Below are 17,156 nucleotides of genomic sequence, written 5' to 3' on the forward strand. Positions count from 1 at the left end.
GTACTGCCATCCCTTTCTACATGACGAGCGCGGGCAGACAGTCACCATTGCCGGGGAGCGGCCGATGCTCCAGACTGGCCGGAGGTGAATGTACACGCAGGACGGCTCAGATAGGTTGGAATGCAACAACCGGTATCTCGCGCCCTGGCCTGAGAGCCGTCAACAGAGAGGAAGTACAGCCGTGCAGAGCCCTACCCCGGCAAACCCGGACAGAGTGCAGCAGCAGCTGGCCATCTTTGATGTTGTCCGACGTGCCCGAGGCAAGTCGCTTGCCGAGGTGAAGACAATGCTCACCAAGGCGTTCGCGGACCGTGGCCTGCCCAGGCAGCCGGACCTGTGGGTCGATGCTGTGGCGTCCGAGGCCGCCTACGGGAAGCCCTATATCGTGGACCTCCCTGCCGCCGTTGCCGCGGACAGCATCACCAACGCTCCCGACCCAAAAGTGGAGGAAATCCTCCGTGACCGCCGTCAACTCAGGTCGGAAAGCGACACCGAGGATCCGGAAGCCGGCCCCGCCACAAAAGCGGCTCAACGAGAAGCGATCGACGACGCCGCCCACCCGCGGGGCGGTGCGGGCGTCCGTCCGCTTACGTTGCTGGGTTTCGTCGCGGCAGCTGCCGCCATCGCCCTCGCGGCCGCAGCGGCCCGTGCGGCCCTTCGCCGTTCAAGTCGGCATCAGGGGCGGTAATAATCCAAAATCCTCAGCTGCGGTAAGCCGAAGTCGCGGCCGCGGGTCGTTCGGCTGACCTGGCTGGTCCTTTCTGTCTGGCGCTTGGGCACTGTTGCCCGGGCCTCAGGAGGAGTAGGTTGCTCAGATGGAAGATACCTATCAGGTCATCGTGGTCGGTTCCGGATTCGCAGGCCTTTCGGCTGCCAAGGAACTGGGTCGAAAAGGTGTGCGCGTACTGCTCATCGACTCCAACAACTACCATCAATTCCAGCCCCTCCTGTACCAGGTGGCCACCTCGCAGATCGGGGTTTCTGCCGTTACCCGCCCCATCCGGTCGGTCTTCCGCAAGCTCCCAAGCGTGCGGGTGATGACCGCGGAGGTGGCCGCCGTCGACGTCGCTAACCACACCGTCACCACCGCCGACGGCGACACGCTACAGGCCCAGATTCTGGTGATAGCAGTGGGCGCCGTGCCGAACTTCTTCAACACTTCAGGCGCTGAAGAGCACGCCTTGCCGTTGTATTCGATCACTGATGCGACCGCGCTCGGAACCAGCCTGACCCGGTTACTTGACCAGGCCGATCGGGAGCCCGACGTCCCGGTCGAAGTGGTCGTGGTCGGCGGAGGCCCGACGGGTGTGGAAACCGCAGGGGCGATGGCGGAAAACATCAAGTTCGTGGTGACCAAGTACTTCTCCCCCGAGCTCGCCGCTCGGTGCCGCGTGCACCTGGTGGACATGGTTCCCAGTGTCCTAAACATGTTTTCGTCGAAGTCCCAGGAGTACACCACGGAGCGGCTGCTGAAGATCGGCGTGCAACTGCACATGGGAGTCGGGGTCACCGAGGTGCGCGCCGACGGCGTGACACTGGCAGACGGCACTGACATCCCCAGCCGGATGGTGGTCTGGGCCGGTGGCCTCAAGGGCGGTGACCTGCTCGCCCAGTCCGGCCTGAGCCAAGGAAAGGGAGGCCGCATCGACGTTCACTCGGACCTGACCGCCCCTGATGTTGAGGGCGTCTACGTCCTCGGCGACGCAGCCAACATCACCGACGCGACCGGCGCCAAGCTGCCTCAGCTGGGGTCCGTGGCCCAGCAGGCCGGGAAATGGGCCGGCAAAAACATTTACGCGGACCTCAACGGAGGTACCCGGCAGCCCTTCCGTTATCTCGACAAGGGGTACATGGCGATGATCGGGCGGGGCGCCGCCGTCGCCGAGATCGGCCGCAAGCGCCTCCAGCTTCAGGGACCGCTGGCTTTCGTCTCATGGCTCCTGGTCCACCTCGCCCTCCTGTCCGGAACGCAACAGAAGGTCCGCGCCCTCTTCTCCTGGCTCAACGGCTACATCCTCCACAGCCCGGCCCAGGTGGTGGTCGGCGGGACAGAACGGCGTCCTCAGCTCGGCCGCTAGGACAACTTCATTGTTACCCGTGGCCTGAGTAATTTCGCGCTGGCACCTGTAGGATTTTGCTTTCGAAGCCGGAAATTAACTCCGGCGTGGCGCAAGGAGGGCATGATGGCCGAGAACCTGCATCTCACCCCAGAGGAAGATTTTCCGGAAGATCTCACAGATGTCGGAGACCAGCAGTTGCAGGTCCTCGACAGCCAGATCCAACGCCAACTCGACTACGAAGTTGTTATTGAGGGAGAGCCCAACCCCGAGACGGAGTTCCGGCATTATGAACTCGATGAGGAGTTCCAGAGCCGCGACGACCGCTAGCGCAGCCGCTACGGGTCGGGGGCGTTCAGCGGCGCCAGCGATACGGCGTCGTCGTCGAAACCCGGCTCAGGCGGCGGGACTGCCGGGATTGGCGTACTCCACGAGCACGCCGCCGTGCCGCAGAGCGGCCAAGCCGGAGTCCACCCAATCGCCGCCCAGTCCGTCCAGCGCGGCGTCCACTCCCTTCGGTTCCGCGCGGCGCAGCGTCTCCACCGCGGCCTGCCCCCGCACCCCAAGAGGTATTACGCCGTTTGCGACGAGCCAGGGATCCTTTGCCCCGGTTTCGACACCGTACATTGTCAGCTGAAGCAGTAACCCCAGCTGCACCAGCGCTGTGCCAATCCCGCCGGCGGCACCGGTGACGAGAATAGCCTGCCCCCGCTGGACGCCTGCCACCCGAGAGAGCACCTGGTGTGCGACCAGATAATTGAGCGCCACGGCCACCACCTCGCCCGCGTCCAGTCCACGGGGGACATGCATCATGGGGTACCGCCGCACAAAGACGTACTCGGCGTACCCGCCACGCTCCGTCAGCACCACCACCCGGTCCCCCGGAGCAACTGCGGTCACGCCGCTCCCGACGGCATCCACCTCACCCACCACGGCGTAGCCGGGAACAAACGGGAACCGCGGCGGATAAGTCGATAATCCCCGGCGCGCCTGCACGTCCACTGCGCTGACGCTGCTGGCTTCCACCCGCACCCTGACTTCGCCCCGCCGTGGGTCCCTGAGCTGACGGACAACCACTTCCAGCACTTCCGGCCCACCCCGGCGGAGGGCAACCACGCAGCGGTACTCGCCCGGCCCAGCCCCTTGCCCGGCGCGTGAGGTGCCGGATCCGCCTGCCATCCCGACAGCAGCCCACCCCGTAAGCCGCCGCAGCGCTTTATCTCCCACGCGGACATCCTCTCCGGGGTTCTCAGGACCGCATCACCGGCTGCTTCGCTTACCAGCGTGGTCCCACAGCCCAGATGCCGGCAGGGTCCAAGGTCATGCCGGTGTCCTCGGTAGGCTCGGGCGATGGAGAACTCCGGAAACCTGGCCCGCGTTCGGACCGTCTACGACATGGTTGCCGAGACGTACGCGGCCGTCCTTCCGGACACCAGCTTCGAGGCGCCCGAAGACCTGGCTCTGATCAACGAGTTTTCAGCACGGCTACGCGGAGCGGCCGGGCACAGAGTGGTTGACGCCGGATGCGGCACCGGACGCATGAGTGCGTACCTGAGCGGCGCGGGGCTACAGGTCACCGGAGTCGACCTCTCGCCAGGCATGGTTCGCACGGCGCAACGCCTCCATCCGCGGCTCACCTTCGCGGTGGGCGGCCTGGCTGAGCTTCCGGTGGCGGACGCCGCCGTCGACGGCGTTTTCGCCTGGTACTCGATCATTCACTCCGCCCCGGCCGCTCTCTCGGGGACTGCCCGCGAGTTCTGGCGGGTGCTCCGTCCCGGCGGGCTGGCGCTTGTCGCCTTTCACGTGGGCAGCGGCCACCGGACGCTCCAACGCGCCTACGGGCATGACGTTGAACTTCGGCTGGAACTGCACCGGCCGGACGACGTCGGACTTCGGTTCGCGGGACAAGGCTTCGTTCCGGAGATGCAGCTGCTCCGGGCGGCGCGGGGAACGGAAAAACACCCGCAGGCGGCCCTGGTCATGAGCAAACCGAAGGTCTAGGCGACGGGGAAGGACCGTCGGCCGGGCGCGGTCCGCGCGGTAAAGTGGCACCGGAAGATTCCTTCCCGGCCCCGCCACACCATCTTGAAAGGCTCACTGCCATGAGCATGCTCGGCACCAACTGGAAGATCCACGGAAACGGCAAGTCCATCCGCCCCGGCGAGGTCGTCCGGCCGGATGAGCGCCTCACGTGGCCGCTGACCATCGGCGTCGGCATGCAGCATGTGGTGGCCATGTTCGGCGCCACCTTCCTGGTTCCGATCATCACCGGCATGCCGCCCGCCACCACCTTGTTCTTCTCCGGCATCGGCACCTTGCTGTTCCTGGTTATCACCAAGGGCCGCGTTCCCAGCTACCTCGGCTCCTCCTTCGCCTTCATCGCCCCGATCATGGCATCGCAGCAGCAGTTCGGGATCCCGGGGGCGCTGGGCGGCGTGGTGCTGGCCGGTGTCGGACTGGCCGTCATCGGGGCCATCGTGCAGAAATTCGGCGCCGGCTGGATCAACCGCCTCATGCCGCCGATCGTCACGGGCGCCATTGTCGGCCTCATCGGCCTGAACCTGGCTCCGGCGGCCAAGAACAACTTCGACGCCGCCCCGGTCACCGCCCTGGTCACGCTCGCCGTGATCATCGTCGTCAGCGTCTTCTTCCGGGGCATCCTGGGACGGTTGAGCATCCTGGTCGGCGTCGTCGTGGGCTACCTGGTCGCCATGGTCCGCGGCGAGATCAACTTCGCCAAGGTCGACTCCGCCGCCTGGATCGGCCTCCCGCATTTCCAGACCCCCGAATTCCACCTCGGCGTCGTCGGCCTCTTCGTGCCTGTCGTGCTGGTGCTCGTGGCCGAAAACATCGGCCACGTAAAGTCCGTTTCCGCCATGACCGGCCAAAACCTCGACGGCGTCTCCGGCCGCGCGCTCATGGCCGACGGTGCCGCAACCGTCCTTGCCGGTCTGGGCGGCGGTTCCGGCACCACCACCTACGCCGAAAACATCGGTGTGATGGCCGCGACGAAGGTCTATTCGACTGCGGCGTACTGGGTGGCGGGCATCTTCGCCGTCGTGCTCAGCTTCTCGCCGAAGTTCGGCGAACTCATTGCCACCGTCCCGGCCGGCGTGCTCGGCGGGGCCGCCACCATGCTCTACGGCATGATCGGCATCCTGGGGGTCAAAATCTGGGTGCAGAACAAGGTCAACTTCTCCAACCCGGTCAACCTCACCACCGCCGCAGTGGCCCTGATCATTGGTATCGCCGACTACACCTGGACCATCGGCGACTTGAAGTTCACCGGCATCGCCCTCGGGTCGGCCGCCGCCCTGGTCATCTACCACGGCATGAAAGCCATTGCGAAGGCCCGCGGCACCGTGGCCGAGCCGGAGACCGAAGCCAGCACGCCCGTGGCGGCCGCCCGCGCTGCTGTCAACGCCGCAGCGAAACGCTCCCCGAAGAAACGGCGCTGACGTAGCACGGACGTAGCACTGACAGGCTCTGCCAAGCGGCAGTGCCCAGCCATTACCAAGAAGGCCGGGGCCCTTCCCCCAGTTGGTGGGAGGGCGCCCGGCCTTCAGCTGTCCGCGACGGGTTTAGCCGGCGTTGAAAGATTCCTCATCGTCGCCGTCCCGGTCCTTCGGCGCCTTCTCGTCCGGCAGATCGGTGCCGCTGCCGTCGGGGATTCCAGCGGCGTCCTGGCCGGACTCCGAGGAGAACGGGCGGTCCGAATCCGGTTCCTCCGTGTTGGACTGGTCCATGTCCGCTTCCGATGAGGGCACCGCGCCGCCGTTTTCAGCCGCCGTTTGGTCGCCCTGCTCGAATCCTGCTTCGGTGCTTTCGTTCTCTGCGCTCATTTGTTCCTCCGTTCCTCCGAAGCGTCCCGCTCCGGGTTCTCCTGCACTGTCTTGGTCTTCGGCACCGAACTGGCTGAGATCGGGAGCCCCGGCGGGGTAGGTTTCTCCGTCCGGGCTGTCCTGGTTCAGGCCCGCGGCGTCGAAGGCCTCTTCGTCCCGGGGCTGCGTGAAGGACTTTGCGTCGCCGTCCGGGAGTTCCTGCTCGGCTGTCGGGGTTCCGTAGCCGCCGGCTTCTTCCTCGACGACGCGATCCTGCTGGTTGTCCTGAGTCATGGGTTCCTCCTGCAATCGGGCATTTGGTCAGTTGAATCTGGATAGCGAGTTCGCAAGAGCCTGTTCTAGAGGCCCTTGCCGCCAGTTACCGGCAGCACGGCGCCGGAGATGTAGGAGCCGTGGTCGGATGCCAGCAACACGTAGGCCGGGGCCAGTTCAGCGGGCTGTCCGGCCCGCTGCAGGGGCGTGTCCTGACCGAAGCTGGGAAGCTTGTCCGGCCATTCAGTGGCCGGAATCAGCGGGGTCCAGATGGGTCCCGGCGCCACGGCGTTGACCCGGATACCCTTGGGTCCCAGCTCCTGGGCGAGGGCCTTGGTGAAGGCCACCTGCGCAGCCTTGGTCATGGCGTAATCAACAAGCTCCGGCGAGGGGTTGAAGGCCTGGATCGACGCCGTCGTAATGATGGACGACCCCGGCTTCAAGTGCGGGACCGCGGCACGGGCGGTCCAGAGAAGGGAGTACAGGTTGGTCTTGAAGACCCGGTCGAATTCCTCGGTGGGCAGGGATTCGAGGCTGTCCCGGTTCTTCTGGTAGCCGGCGTTGAGTACCAGGGCGTCCAGCCGGCCGAACTCCGCGAGCGCGTCGTCCACAATCTTGGCCGAGAAGTCCTCATTGCGCCCGTCGCCTGCCAGCAACAGCGCCCTGCGGCCTGCTTTGCGGATCCATTCGGCGGTGTCCTGAGCGTCGTCTTCTTCTTCGGGAAGGTAGGAGATGGCGACGTCGGCGCCTTCGCGGGCGAACGCAATGGCCACCGCTTTACCGATTCCGGAGTCCCCTCCGGTGATCAGCGCCGCCTTTCCTTCAAGGGCCCGGCTGCCTTCATAGCTTTCCTCGCCGTGGTCCGGCTTTGGCTCCATGGGCGCTGTCAGTCCGGGCTGTTCCTGTACCTGCTCCGGAAAGGATCCGGAGTAGTACCCGCCCCGGGGGTCTGTCGGCTGGTCTTGCTGCTTTGAGTCGCTCAATTAGTCCACCTACCCAAACGTGTCGGTTTTCCTGTTCCTCCACCGTACCCGAAAATCGTCAGTAAGCTTAGTACTATCTGGAAACTTGAACGAGGAGCACCGATGCCAGAGGCTGAAGAAACCCGCCGCGGGGGACGGGATGAGACCTTCGACGAGAAGATGGACCGCAACTGGGGGGAGTTGCTGCAGGAGCTCCGGGTGCTCCAGACCGGGGTTCAGATTCTGGCCGGTTTCCTGTTGACCCTTCCCTTCCAGAGCCGGTTTGAGACGCTGGACAGCTTTGAGCTGTCTTTGTACCTCTCGAATGTCGTCATCGCAGCGCTCACCACCGCGCTGATCCTGCTGCCGGTGAGCGTGCACCGCCGGCTCTTCCGCAAGGGGCTCAAGGCAACCCTGGTGTCGAGCGCCGACAGGATCACGAAGCTGGCGCTGACCGGTGTCGCACTTCTGAGCGTAGGCACCTCGACGCTGGTTTTCGACGTGACAGCCGGACGGGCCGCAGGGCTTACGGCCGGCGTCGCACTCCTGGCCGTACTCTTGGTCCTGCTGGTCCTGATCCCCAACCGGCTTCGCAACCACACAGGGCAGGACTAGCCGTGGCAGACACCGCAATCCACACCGTTGAACCGTCGTCGGGAGCAAAGATGCGCAAATGGGCGAAAGAGCATGGACTGTTGTTGGCCAACATCGGACTTTTTGCGGCCTTCTTCATCGGCATGATCATCAGCGGAGCAGCCGATTACAGCGAGGACCAGCTCTCCCACGGCCAGCCCGCCGTCAGCATCTTCGAGTACTTGGGCACAGGCGCCTTCCTGGAGGCGACCTTTGAGAACTGGGAATCGGAGTTCCTGCAGATGGGCATGTACGTCATCCTGACCGTGTTCCTCTTCCAGAAGGGCTCCTCGGAGTCCAAACCGATGGGAAAGAACGCGCCCCAGGACGAGGACCCGCGTAACGCCACCCTCAAGGCTGCCACGCCATGGCCGGTACGCCGGGGCGGGTGGGTGCTGAAGCTGTACGAGCACTCGCTTTCGATCATGTTCCTGTTGCTGTTTTTGGCCTCCGTCGCGCTCCATGCGATCGGCGGTAGCCAGGAGTACAGCGAGGAGCAGCAGGCCCACGGCCAGCCCCCCGTCACCGTGTGGGGCTATTTCGCGACCAGCAGGTTCTGGTTCGAGTCGTTCCAGAACTGGCAAAGTGAATTCCTCGCCGTCGCAGTGCTCGTCGGCGCCTCGGTCTACCTGCGCGAGAAGGGCTCACCGGAATCCAAGCCGGTCGCCCAACCGCATTATGAAACCGGCGCCTAAGCGCGCCACACGGGTGTCGTCACCGCATCGCGGCGCAGTTGCCTCGTTACGCGGCTGCCTTTGTGTAGCGTGACCAAAGTAAGCAGATGTAAGCCAAACCACGACGGACAAGGAGCCTCCGATGCCCCAAGGTGATATCGAGACGTACTACGAAGACGGCGAGTGGAAGAACAAGCGCGAAGGAACCAGCCGCGCCTTTTCGACCGGCGGAACCAAAGACGAGGCAGTCGCGGAGGGCCGAGAAGCCGCCCGCCGCGACAAGGTCGAGCACATCATCAAGAACCAGGATGGGCAGATCGCCAGCAAGAACAGCTACGGCAACGACCCGGCGAACGTTCCGGGCTAGCGGCGCCTGCGGTGGCGAGGGCGGCCGGCTGGCCGGCCCCGCCACCCGCACGTCCGGCGGCTAGGAGCGGTTCACGCGCCTTCGAGCACTTGGCTGGTGGTCCAGGCCAGGTACTTTCCCGCGTTGGCCACGGACTCCGCCGCACTCGGTGCGACGTCGAGGAGTTGCGCAGCCGCAACCACGCCGTGACGCTCCAGGTCCTCCGGCGAAACCAGGATCCTGCCGGCGACCATGATCACCGGGATGCCCTGTGCCCGGGCTGCGTCCGCGAGGGCGATCGGTGCCTTACCGGTCAACGACTGGGAATCGAGCGACCCCTCCCCGGTGATGACCAGGTCAGCTTTCCCGAGTTTGTCGGCCAGCCCGGTCAGCCCCGCGACAAGCTCGAAGCCGCCCTCGAGGGAGGCGTTGCTGAAGGCCAGGAACGACGCCGGGAAGCCGCCGGCGGCGCCCGCGCCCGGGACATTGACGTCACGGCCGCTCGCCTCCCTCAGCACCGAGGCCCAGTTACGCAGCCCGGCGTCGAGCCGTTCCGCGGCGTCAGCATCGGCACCCTTTTGCGCACCGAAAACGTGGGCTGCACCCTCGGGTCCATAGAGCGGATTCTGCACATCCACCGCGATCCGGAGGTTCACTGCCGTCAGCCGCGGGTCCAGGCCGCTGAGATCCACGGCGGCCACCTCCCCGAGCGAGCCGCCGCCAAGGGGAACCACATTCCCCGCCGCGTCCACAGGTTTCAGGCCCAGGGCGCGTAGGGCGCCGCTCCCGCCGTCGGTCATGGCCGAGCCGCCCACGCCCAGGACGATCTCAGTAGCGCCGGCGTCCAGCGCTGCCGCGATTAGCTGCCCGCAGCCGTAACTGTGGGCACGCAAGGCGTTCGCGGGCGTCGGTTCCATGTGAGCAAGGCCGGAGGCCTGCGCCGTTTCGATGACGGCTGTCGCCCCGCCAAAGGCGTCCTTGCGGATCGCCCAGGCTGCACCGATCGGCGCCAGGATCGGCCCGACGACGGCGTTCAGGCGTTCCTCGTATCCGGCGGCGACGGCCGCCTCCAGCGTGCCCTCGCCGCCGTCTGCGACGGGAAATTGGACAACGTCTGCCTCTGGATAGACGCGCAGTGCGCCTTCGGCCATGGCGGCAGCGGCCTCAGCCGCGGTCAGGGAGCCCTTGAACTTGTCGGGGGCGATCAGGATGCGCATGGGCTCCATCCTGCCAGCCGGGGCCGACACTCCGGAACCGCGACAAGGCAAGGGCACGGTAGTAACGTGGGCACTTCCGCACACCCGGTAACCTCCCGGCGGCGGCCGTTGCACTTTCGGCCCGACGCCCCGGGAGCAGAGCACAGGAGGAAACGGTGGGCAGCAACGGAAGCGCCGACGGCAGCCGGACCGGCATCACAGGGCTCGTGCTGATCCGGCATGGGGAAAGCGAAGGCAACGTGGCGGCCACCCAGGCCCGGGAAGCGGGGGCCCACGTCATCAACGTTCCGGCGCGCGACGCCGACGTCGGACTGTCCGGCACCGGCCGGGAACAAGCGCTGGCCCTGGGCCGGTTGCTGGCGGGCGTCCCCGAAGCGAGTCGCGGTGCCGTGTGGTCCTCCCCCTACGCCCGGGCCCGGCAGACCGCAGAACTTGCCCTGCAGACCGGCGGGTGGCGGCAGCAGATCGGGCTCGATGAGCGCCTCCGCGACCGCGAACTCGGCATCCTGGACATGCTGACCTCCGCCGGCGTGGAAGCCCGGTTTCCAGAAGAAGCCCAGCGCCGCCGCTGGCTCGGAAAGTTCTACTACCGGCCGCCGGGCGGGGAATCATGGGCTGACGTGGTGCTGCGGCTCCGGTCGCTGCTGGCCGAGCTAGACCGGGAGCACCCCGGCGAGGAGGTCCTGCTGGTCTGCCACGACGCTTTGATCATGCTGTTCCGCTACATCCTGCAGCAGCTCACCGAGTCCGAGTTGCTGGATCTCGCCGCCACCACCAGTGTCCTGAACGCCTCGGTCAGCCGCTTTGTGCGGCCCGGCGGAACGGGATCTTGGGAGTTGGAGAGCTTCAACCTGGCAGACCATCTGACGGCGCACGGCGTACCCGTCACCGAGCACGCAGGAGATGCCAGTGTCCACCCGCGCTGAGACACCGGAGCTGGTGACACCGACCCTGCTGCGCGGCTGGCCGCTGCCCGGCGGCGGTTCCGGCAAGAATGACCGCGGCTCGGTGCTGGTGGTCGGCGGCGCACGCAAGACCCCGGGCGCGGCCCTGCTCGCCGGCGTCGCCGCCCTGCGCTCGGGGGCCGGCCGGCTGACTCTGGCCGTGGCCGAGTCCACCGCGGTACCGCTCGCCGTAGCCTTCCCGGAATCCGGGGTTGTCGGCCTGCCGGAAACCGCCCGGGGTTCGGTCAAAGGTTCCGCGGCCTCCCTGCTCGCGGACCAGTTCGACGCCGCGGACGCCGTGTTGATCGGGCCGGGACTGGACGACAAGGACGAGGCCCTGGCGTTGCTGAGGGGGCTGCTGCTGCCGGGACAGGGCAAGCCCAAGGACGGTCCCGCCGTCGTGCTCGACGCCTATGCCCTGGGTTGCCTGCCCGACCTGGCGGACGAGCTGAAGCCGTGGGCGGGCCGGCTGATCCTGACCCCCAACACCGCCGAAGGGGGTATTCTGCTGGGCCGGGACATTGAGGACCTGAAGCTGGACGTGCGAAAGATCGCCGACACCTACCAGGCAGTGGTGAGCTGCCAGGGCGTCATCGCCGAACCCGGCGGGGGCCTCTGGGAGATCACCACCGGCCACAGCGGTCTGGGCACCTCGGGCAGCGGCGACGTGCTGGCCGGCGCCATCGCTGGACTGCGCGGCCGCGGAACCACCAACGCGCAGGCCACCTGCTGGGGTTCGCACCTGCACGCAGCCGCCGGCGACCGGCTTGCCAGCCGGCTGGGAGGACTGGGCTACCTGGCACGCGAGCTCTGCGACGAGCTGCCGCCGCTGATGGTGGAACTGAGCAGCTGAGCCGGGTTCTGGACTAATCCTAAGCATGCTGATTATTCTGGAGGTGCAGGGCCGGGTATGTCCGGCCGCCGCAGCTTCAACAGTGAGGAGTACACGATGGGTCTGGGAGACAGCATCGAAAAGGGCGCCGACAACGCGATGAAAGACCTCGCCGGGAATGCGGATAAGTCCGACGACGGCAACACGCCGAACCCGGGCAATCCGCACGACGACGTCGAGGTGCATTCCTCGCTCAGCGAGGGCTCCAACGCGATGGAAAAAGAGCGCGAAGAGGACAAGAACTAGGGTCAGCCGGCGGCTGCCTCAGGGCAGCCACTGGCCCCGCTCCTGCAGGACTGCCTTGAGCAGGTCGGCACGGTCGGTGACGATCCCGTCGACGCCGAGGTTCAGCAGCCGGTGCATCTCGGCCGCTTCGTTGACGGTCCAGACATGGACGTGAAGGCCGTGGCGGTGCGCACGGCGAATCAATCCGGGCGTTACGACGGGTACGGCGCCGTAGCGGACCGGGACCTGCAGTGCGTGGACTCCGCGGAGAGCCCGCCGGGCCACCCGGCGTAGCAGCCCCGGCGGGAGCAACGGCCCCAGCAGCACGAAGAGTGCATTCGACGCCATCCCCGCGGAACTCGCCACGGGCCGGCTGAGCCGGCGCAGTACCGCGCGGCGCCGCCGGTCGGAGAAGCTGGCGACCAGGACACGGTCATGCAGTCCGTACCGCTCGATCGCCACCGCCAGCGTCTGCACCGAGTTCCAGTCCTTGACGTCCAGGTTGAGCCGGACCTCCGGGAACTCCTGCACCAGCTCCGCCAGCAACGGGATGGGTTCTGCACCGGCGATCCTCGCGCTGGCCACCGTCTCGGCGACCAGCTCCGAAATACGGCCCTCACCGTCCGTGACCCGGTCGAGCGTCTCATCGTGGAAGAGCAACAAGACGCCGTCGGCCGTGGTGTGCACGTCGGTTTCGAGGTAGCGGTAACCGAGGGCGACGGCGGCGCGGAACGCGGCCATGGAGTTTTCCCGACCCTCCAGGGAGAAACCGCGGTGTGCCATCGCCACCGGCGTGCGGGACGGGCCAACGGGGGCGAAAAAGGGGTGCGGGACGGTCACATTTGAAGCGTACCGGAAGGCTGCTCACCCGGCTCTGTGCAGCAGGATCTCCACCCCGTCGCTGCAATGCAGCAGCGTCCGGCCCCCGCCGTCGAGGTCTACCCAGACCGTGGTGTGGTCCGTCGTCAGCGCGTCCACGAAACCGGCGGCTTCATAGCCGGGCGCCAGACGCACCCGGACGCGGTCGCCCTGGCGCAGGGCTTGCCAGTGCGCGTCGGGCGCGACCCGGCGCAGCGGTTGCTCGTCAAAATGTCGGTTGCCGTTCCTGGCCATGATTGCCCCACCTTCAGTCACACGATCCTTTCGGTGCTGCCAGCCTAGGAGGCCCAGATGAACGCCAGTTGGCCGCCAGCTGGGAATCCCGTGTCCGCGGGGGCCTGGAGTGTTGCGCGGCTTTACCGGAGCGGGACGTCCAGGGCGGCGAGCTTGGCCTCCAGAACCTGGGCCACGCCGTCGTCGTCGAAATGCGGCGCCTGCTGTCCCGCCGCAAGGATCGCTTCCGGGTGCCCGCTGGCCATGGCGTAGCCCTGCCCGGCCCAGCGCAGCATCTCGATGTCGTTGGGCATGTCCCCAAATGCCACCACGTCCTGCGCCTGTACGCCCAGGGATGCTGCGTATTCAGCCAGGGTTACCGCCTTATTGACGCCGGGCAGGGACAGTTCCAGCAGCGCCAGGTTCGGGGCGGAGTGGGTAGCGGCAGCCAGGTGGGCGACGGCGGGTGCGACCTCCGCGAGGAAGTCGTCCGCGGTTCCTTCCCGCACGATCGCGAGGAATTTCACGACGGCATCACCCGCGCGGAGGGTTTCGTGCAGCGGCGCAGCCGTGACTTCAGCCAGCACCCCGCTGGAGCCGGTCCCCATGAAGCCTGGTTCCAGGTGGAAGCCGGTCAGCGTCTCGGCGGCGAAAAGGGCGGCCGGGCGTAGCCGCCGGATGATCCGGCGGACTTCCAAGACGGCGTCGAGTTCCAGGGCCCGGGCGGACACCAGCCGGTCCGCTTCCAAGTCCCAGACCACGGCTCCGTTGGAGCAGATCACGGTTCCGGTGTGGCCGAGCTGCTCTTGGAGCGGGTGTAGCCAGCGCGGCGGGCGGCCGGTGACGAAGACGACCTCCACTCCGGCGTCGCGGCAGGCATGGAAGGCGCGCACAGTCCGGGCGCTGATTCTGCCGTCGTGGCCGAGGATCGTACCGTCAATATCGCTTGCTACCAGCCGCATGCTGCCAGTCTACGTGGGGGGCGGGCCCGTTTCGGCGCGGCCGTGCCGGGTTTGAACGGCGCTCGACGACGCCGGTCAGTGACGCACGTTGGCGCCGGTCAGCGCCGTTCGTAGACGCCGGTCAGTGACGCGCGGGCCAGGACATGCGGACGGAGCCTCGCTTCAAACGCGGCCGGAGAAGCGCCGGCATCGAGGCCGGACTTTTCCACGTTCAGCGCGTGCACCGTGATGATGTAGTGATGCGGCCCGTGACCCTTGGGCGGTGCCGCACCCAGGTAGCCGACGGAGCCGCCGTCGTTCCGGAGCTGGAAGGCACCGGACGGCAGGCTGCGGCCGTCCCGGGAGCCGGCGCCGGCCGGCAGCGAGGTGACGTCCGCCGGGATGTCCAGCACCGCCCAGTGCCAGAAGCCGCCGGGGCCCGGAGCGTCCGGGTCAAACACCGTGACGGCGTAGCTCCGCGTGCCGGCGGGGGCGCCGGACCAGCTCAGCGGAGGGGATTCGTCCCTGGCTCCGGCTCCCGTCGCGGCGCCGCGCTGGGCAGCCGGAAGGACCCCGCCGTCATCGAGCGCGTCACTGCGGAGGGTAAACGTAGTTGCCATGACTTCCTCTCAGTTGGTGGCCGAGTCAGTTGCTGGTGGCGCCCGCACTTTCCGGATCCAGCTCCATCCGGTTCAACTCAGCCCGGGTGGGAGGATTCGCGCCGGCGCGGGAAACAGTGACGGCGGCGGCTGCGGCGGCGTGTGCCAGCAGTGTCCGAAGGCTCCCGGCGGACAGCCCCCGGAGGTCTTTCCGGTTTTGGGCCCCGTTCAGACCCAAATCGACAATGCCGGAGAGCAACGCTGCCATGAACGAATCGCCGGCACCGACGGTGTCGGCCACTTTCACCGGCGGGGTCGGCGCCTGCGCCTCGCCGGCAGCATTGATGGCCCATGGCCCGGTTGCTCCGCGGGTCACAACCACCATGGCGGGTCCTTCCGAGCCGCCGAGCGAGAGCCAGCGCCGGGCCGAGTCCAGCGGATCTTCGCCGGGGTACAGCCACTCCAGGTCCTCGTCAGAGGCCTTGACCACGTCAGCGAGGGTGACGAACTTTTCGGCCTGGCGGCGGGCCTGGCCGGCGTCGGCAATGATGCTCGGGCGGCAGTTGGGGTCGAAGCTGATGGTCATCGAAGGGTGGGCATGTTCGACGGCGGCGAGTACGTCCGCGGCACCCGGGGCCAGCATGGTGGCGATGGAGCCGGTGTGCAGCAGGGTGCTCCCCTGCAGCATGAACGGCAGCCGGGCGGCGAGACCCGGGAGCTCCCAGGCGAGGTCGAAGCGGTAGGTCGCGGCGCCGTCGTCGTCGATGGACGCGGCGGCCACCGAGGTCGGCAGCTCATCCGGTCCCAGCGGCAGCAGCACCGAACTCGACTTCAGGTGCGCCGCCACGGATTCACCGTACGCGTCCCTGCCGTAGCGGCCGATGAACTGCACCGGGTGGTCCAGCCGCGCCAGCCCGACGGCGACATTCAAAGGGCTGCCGCCGACGTGGGCCTGGGTTCCTGAGGGCCTCTGGACAACGTCTACCAGGGCTTCTCCGATGACTGTGAGCATGCCCATACTCTGCCAGAGAACGCGCCCGTGCGCTCCGCTGAGTTGCGGCCGGGCCGGCGGCAGCCGCGAATCAGGGTTGGGCGGTGTCCTGCTGGTAAACATCGGGGATCCCGTCCTGATCGGAGTCGCGCTTCTCCTCTTCCTCCGCGAGCCGGTACTGCCGGTTCCGGGTCTTGAGCACCGCCGTCGCCAGCAGTGCGGCGATGAACGAGGCGGCGAGGATGCCGACCTTGGCGTGGTCGTCATGGACGCTGCCTTGGCCGAAGCTGAGTTCGGCGACGAGCAGCGAAACCGTGAAACCGATGCCGGCCAGGACCGAGACGCCGAAGATATCGATCCACTTCAAGGAGCTGTCCAGCCGCGCCCTGGTCGCCTTCGTCAGCAGCCAGGTAGTGCCCAGGATGCCTGCTGGTTTGCCAAGCACCAGCGCGAAGATGACGCCCAGGGCCACCGGGTCCGTCAGCGCCGAGCCCAGGCCATCCCAGCCGCCCACGGCAACGCCGGCGGAGAAGAAGGCGAAGACCGGCACGGCAATGCCTGCCGAAATGGGGCGGAACCGGTGCTCGAAGATTTCCGAGAGCCCCGGTCCGGCCTCCGGCCCGCCGCTGGCCTGCGAACGGATCACCGGGATGGCCAGACCGAGCAGGACGCCGGCCACCGTCGCATGGATGCCGGAGGCGTGGACGAGTGCCCAGGTGGCAAGGCCGAGGGGCAGCAGGATCACCCAGGCGGCCGGTGCCTTGAGACCAAAGAACCGCCGGTAGCGGTGGGCCAGGTAGGTGTACAGGCCCAGGGGCAGCAGCGCCAGGATCAGGGGCAGGAACTGGATGTCGGCGGAGTAGAAGACGGCGATGATGGTGATGGCGATCAGGTCGTCCACCACGGCGAGCGTGAGTAGGAAGATCCGCAGCGCGCTGGGCAGGTGTGAGCCGATGATCGCGAGGACGGCGACGGCAAAGGCAATGTCCGTGGCCGTGGGGATTGCCCAGCCGCGCAGGGTCTCCGGGCTGCCGAAGTTGATCGCGGCGTAGATGACGGCCGGGACGATGACGCCGCCAACAGCGGCGGCGACCGGCACAATCGACTTGCTAAGCTCGCGCAGGTCCCCCGCGATGAACTCGCGTTTGAGTTCCAGGCCCACCAGGAAGAAGAAGATGGCGAGTAGCCCGTCGGCCGCCCAGGTGCCGAGGCTCAGGTTCAGGTGCCACGGCTCGTAGCCAACCTTGAAGTCGCGGAGCATGAAGTAACTTTCCGATGCCGGGGAGTTGGCCCAGATCAAGGCGATCACGGCGGCCGCCACGAGCAGGGCGCCGCCGACTGTTTCCTTGCGGAGAATCTCGCCAATGCGCAGGGACTCGGCGTAACTTCCCCGGCTGAAGACCGTGGCGCCGGGCTTCCCGGGTCGGGGCGCGGGCGGAGGGGTGTGGCTCATGCGGAAGTCCTAAGTTTTTGGGTCGACTGAACTATG

At 67.1% G+C, this 17,156-nt stretch carries 21 protein-coding genes; 11 read left to right on the forward strand and 10 right to left on the reverse strand.

Features of this window, described 5'->3' with window-relative positions:
- Positions 1-181 precede the first annotated feature (181 nt).
- From QFZ61_RS03245 to QFZ61_RS03255, 3 genes are all read left to right on the forward strand, one after another.
- On the forward strand, positions 182-688 hold the full coding sequence (locus tag QFZ61_RS03245; RefSeq protein WP_307033271.1) for a hypothetical protein: 507 nt from the start codon (positions 182-184) through the stop codon (positions 686-688).
- Between the two features lie 127 nt (positions 689-815).
- On the forward strand, positions 816-2,078 hold the full coding sequence (locus tag QFZ61_RS03250) for an NAD(P)/FAD-dependent oxidoreductase (RefSeq protein WP_307033272.1): 1,263 nt from the start codon (positions 816-818) through the stop codon (positions 2,076-2,078).
- A gap of 102 nt (positions 2,079-2,180) precedes the next feature.
- On the forward strand, positions 2,181-2,387 hold the full coding sequence (locus QFZ61_RS03255; RefSeq protein WP_307033274.1) for a hypothetical protein: 207 nt from the start codon (positions 2,181-2,183) through the stop codon (positions 2,385-2,387).
- Positions 2,388-2,453: 66 nt separating this feature from the next.
- Here QFZ61_RS03255 and QFZ61_RS03260 read toward each other — a convergent pair whose 3' ends face one another.
- Positions 2,454-3,284 (reverse strand): alcohol dehydrogenase catalytic domain-containing protein, encoded by an 831-nt coding sequence (locus QFZ61_RS03260; RefSeq protein ID WP_307033276.1) that lies wholly within the window; start codon positions 3,282-3,284, stop codon positions 2,454-2,456.
- Between the two features lie 123 nt (positions 3,285-3,407).
- Here QFZ61_RS03260 and QFZ61_RS03265 point away from each other — a divergent pair, with 123 nt between their 5' ends.
- Both QFZ61_RS03265 and QFZ61_RS03270 read left to right on the forward strand, forming a co-directional pair.
- Positions 3,408-4,058, forward strand: coding sequence for a class I SAM-dependent methyltransferase (locus QFZ61_RS03265; RefSeq protein ID WP_307033278.1), 651 nt, complete (start codon positions 3,408-3,410; stop codon positions 4,056-4,058).
- 101 nt (positions 4,059-4,159) lie between these two features.
- Positions 4,160-5,515: a uracil-xanthine permease family protein gene (locus QFZ61_RS03270; RefSeq protein ID WP_307033279.1), complete on the forward strand. Its 1,356-nt coding sequence runs from the start codon at positions 4,160-4,162 to the stop codon at positions 5,513-5,515.
- Positions 5,516-5,638: 123 nt separating this feature from the next.
- Here QFZ61_RS03270 and QFZ61_RS03275 read toward each other — a convergent pair whose 3' ends face one another.
- Together QFZ61_RS03275 and QFZ61_RS03280 are read right to left on the reverse strand one after the other, a co-directional pair.
- Positions 5,639-6,172: a hypothetical protein gene (locus QFZ61_RS03275; protein WP_307033281.1), complete on the reverse strand. Its 534-nt coding sequence runs from the start codon at positions 6,170-6,172 to the stop codon at positions 5,639-5,641.
- Positions 6,173-6,237: 65 nt separating this feature from the next.
- Complete coding sequence (locus tag QFZ61_RS03280) at positions 6,238-7,134, reverse strand: SDR family oxidoreductase (RefSeq protein ID WP_307033283.1); 897 nt, start codon at positions 7,132-7,134, stop codon at positions 6,238-6,240.
- Between the two features lie 102 nt (positions 7,135-7,236).
- On the opposite strand from QFZ61_RS03280, the gene QFZ61_RS03285 reads away from it, so the two are divergent.
- From QFZ61_RS03285 to QFZ61_RS03295, 3 genes are all read left to right on the forward strand, one after another.
- Entirely contained in the window at positions 7,237-7,728 is a 492-nt protein-coding gene (locus QFZ61_RS03285) for a DUF6328 family protein (RefSeq protein WP_307033285.1), read from the forward strand.
- 2 nt (positions 7,729-7,730) lie between these two features.
- Positions 7,731-8,441 carry a DUF6766 family protein gene (locus QFZ61_RS03290; protein ID WP_373427120.1) on the forward strand — a complete coding sequence of 237 codons (711 nt, stop codon included), beginning with the start codon at positions 7,731-7,733 and terminating at the stop codon, positions 8,439-8,441.
- A 121-nt stretch (positions 8,442-8,562) separates the two neighbouring features.
- A complete protein-coding gene (locus QFZ61_RS03295) occupies positions 8,563-8,787 on the forward strand; it encodes a DUF2188 domain-containing protein (protein ID WP_307033287.1) in 225 nt (74 codons plus the stop codon).
- Between the two features lie 71 nt (positions 8,788-8,858).
- Here the strand turns inward: QFZ61_RS03295 and QFZ61_RS03300 are convergent, their stop codons facing one another.
- Positions 8,859-9,983, reverse strand: a complete 1,125-nt coding sequence (locus tag QFZ61_RS03300; RefSeq protein ID WP_307033289.1) for a glycerate kinase — start codon at positions 9,981-9,983, stop codon at positions 8,859-8,861.
- A 155-nt stretch (positions 9,984-10,138) separates the two neighbouring features.
- On the opposite strand from QFZ61_RS03300, the gene QFZ61_RS03305 reads away from it, so the two are divergent.
- The 3 genes from QFZ61_RS03305 (at position 10,139) to QFZ61_RS03315 (ending at position 12,065) form a co-directional block, all read left to right on the forward strand.
- Positions 10,139-10,909 carry a histidine phosphatase family protein gene (locus tag QFZ61_RS03305; RefSeq protein ID WP_307033291.1) on the forward strand — a complete coding sequence of 257 codons (771 nt, stop codon included), beginning with the start codon at positions 10,139-10,141 and terminating at the stop codon, positions 10,907-10,909.
- Positions 10,893-11,780 (forward strand): NAD(P)H-hydrate dehydratase, encoded by an 888-nt coding sequence (locus QFZ61_RS03310; RefSeq protein ID WP_373427121.1) that lies wholly within the window; start codon positions 10,893-10,895, stop codon positions 11,778-11,780. The genes QFZ61_RS03305 and QFZ61_RS03310 overlap by 17 nt, the downstream gene beginning before the upstream one ends.
- Before the next feature lie 96 nt (positions 11,781-11,876).
- A complete protein-coding gene (locus QFZ61_RS03315; RefSeq protein WP_307033295.1) occupies positions 11,877-12,065 on the forward strand; it encodes a hypothetical protein in 189 nt (62 codons plus the stop codon).
- Positions 12,066-12,083: 18 nt separating this feature from the next.
- Here QFZ61_RS03315 and QFZ61_RS03320 read toward each other — a convergent pair whose 3' ends face one another.
- The 6 genes from QFZ61_RS03320 to nhaA form a co-directional block, all read right to left on the reverse strand.
- Positions 12,084-12,884 carry a glycerophosphodiester phosphodiesterase gene (locus QFZ61_RS03320; protein WP_373427122.1) on the reverse strand — a complete coding sequence of 267 codons (801 nt, stop codon included), beginning with the start codon at positions 12,882-12,884 and terminating at the stop codon, positions 12,084-12,086.
- Positions 12,885-12,908: 24 nt separating this feature from the next.
- On the reverse strand, positions 12,909-13,157 hold the full coding sequence (locus tag QFZ61_RS03325) for a hypothetical protein (protein WP_307037975.1): 249 nt from the start codon (positions 13,155-13,157) through the stop codon (positions 12,909-12,911).
- 122 nt (positions 13,158-13,279) lie between these two features.
- A complete protein-coding gene (locus QFZ61_RS03330; protein ID WP_307033296.1) occupies positions 13,280-14,098 on the reverse strand; it encodes an HAD family hydrolase in 819 nt (272 codons plus the stop codon).
- Positions 14,099-14,196: 98 nt separating this feature from the next.
- Positions 14,197-14,697, reverse strand: a complete 501-nt coding sequence (locus QFZ61_RS03335; RefSeq protein WP_307033297.1) for a YbhB/YbcL family Raf kinase inhibitor-like protein — start codon at positions 14,695-14,697, stop codon at positions 14,197-14,199.
- 25 nt (positions 14,698-14,722) lie between these two features.
- The gene (locus tag QFZ61_RS03340) at positions 14,723-15,688 is read right to left on the reverse strand and encodes a carbohydrate kinase (protein WP_307033298.1); all 966 of its coding nucleotides are present in this window, start codon (positions 15,686-15,688) and stop codon (positions 14,723-14,725) included.
- Between the two features lie 70 nt (positions 15,689-15,758).
- Positions 15,759-17,120 (reverse strand): Na+/H+ antiporter NhaA, encoded by a 1,362-nt coding sequence (gene nhaA, locus QFZ61_RS03345; RefSeq protein ID WP_307033299.1) that lies wholly within the window; start codon positions 17,118-17,120, stop codon positions 15,759-15,761.
- Between the last annotated feature and the right edge of the window lie 36 nt (positions 17,121-17,156).

Origin of the sequence: Arthrobacter sp. B3I4, from assembly GCF_030816855.1 — a bacterium.
Taxonomy (GTDB): domain Bacteria; phylum Actinomycetota; class Actinomycetes; order Actinomycetales; family Micrococcaceae; genus Arthrobacter.

Coding starts and splice junctions, on each gene's coding strand:
- QFZ61_RS03255 (WP_307033274.1), top strand. CDS start 2,181: ATGATGGCCGAGAACCTGCATCTCACCCCAGAGGAAGATTTTCCGGAA.
- QFZ61_RS03285 (WP_307033285.1), top strand. CDS start 7,237: ATGCCAGAGGCTGAAGAAACCCGCCGCGGGGGACGGGATGAGACCTTC.
- QFZ61_RS03330 (WP_307033296.1), bottom strand. CDS start 14,098: ATGCGGCTGGTAGCAAGCGATATTGACGGTACGATCCTCGGCCACGAC.
- QFZ61_RS03250 (WP_307033272.1), top strand. CDS start 816: ATGGAAGATACCTATCAGGTCATCGTGGTCGGTTCCGGATTCGCAGGC.
- QFZ61_RS03270 (WP_307033279.1), top strand. CDS start 4,160: ATGAGCATGCTCGGCACCAACTGGAAGATCCACGGAAACGGCAAGTCC.
- QFZ61_RS03325 (WP_307037975.1), bottom strand. CDS start 13,157: ATGGCCAGGAACGGCAACCGACATTTTGACGAGCAACCGCTGCGCCGG.
- QFZ61_RS03300 (WP_307033289.1), bottom strand. CDS start 9,983: ATGCGCATCCTGATCGCCCCCGACAAGTTCAAGGGCTCCCTGACCGCG.
- nhaA (WP_307033299.1), bottom strand. CDS start 17,120: ATGAGCCACACCCCTCCGCCCGCGCCCCGACCCGGGAAGCCCGGCGCC.
- QFZ61_RS03340 (WP_307033298.1), bottom strand. CDS start 15,688: ATGCTCACAGTCATCGGAGAAGCCCTGGTAGACGTTGTCCAGAGGCCC.
- QFZ61_RS03335 (WP_307033297.1), bottom strand. CDS start 14,697: ATGGCAACTACGTTTACCCTCCGCAGTGACGCGCTCGATGACGGCGGG.
- QFZ61_RS03265 (WP_307033278.1), top strand. CDS start 3,408: ATGGAGAACTCCGGAAACCTGGCCCGCGTTCGGACCGTCTACGACATG.
- QFZ61_RS03275 (WP_307033281.1), bottom strand. CDS start 6,172: ATGACTCAGGACAACCAGCAGGATCGCGTCGTCGAGGAAGAAGCCGGC.
- QFZ61_RS03295 (WP_307033287.1), top strand. CDS start 8,563: ATGCCCCAAGGTGATATCGAGACGTACTACGAAGACGGCGAGTGGAAG.
- QFZ61_RS03315 (WP_307033295.1), top strand. CDS start 11,877: ATGGGTCTGGGAGACAGCATCGAAAAGGGCGCCGACAACGCGATGAAA.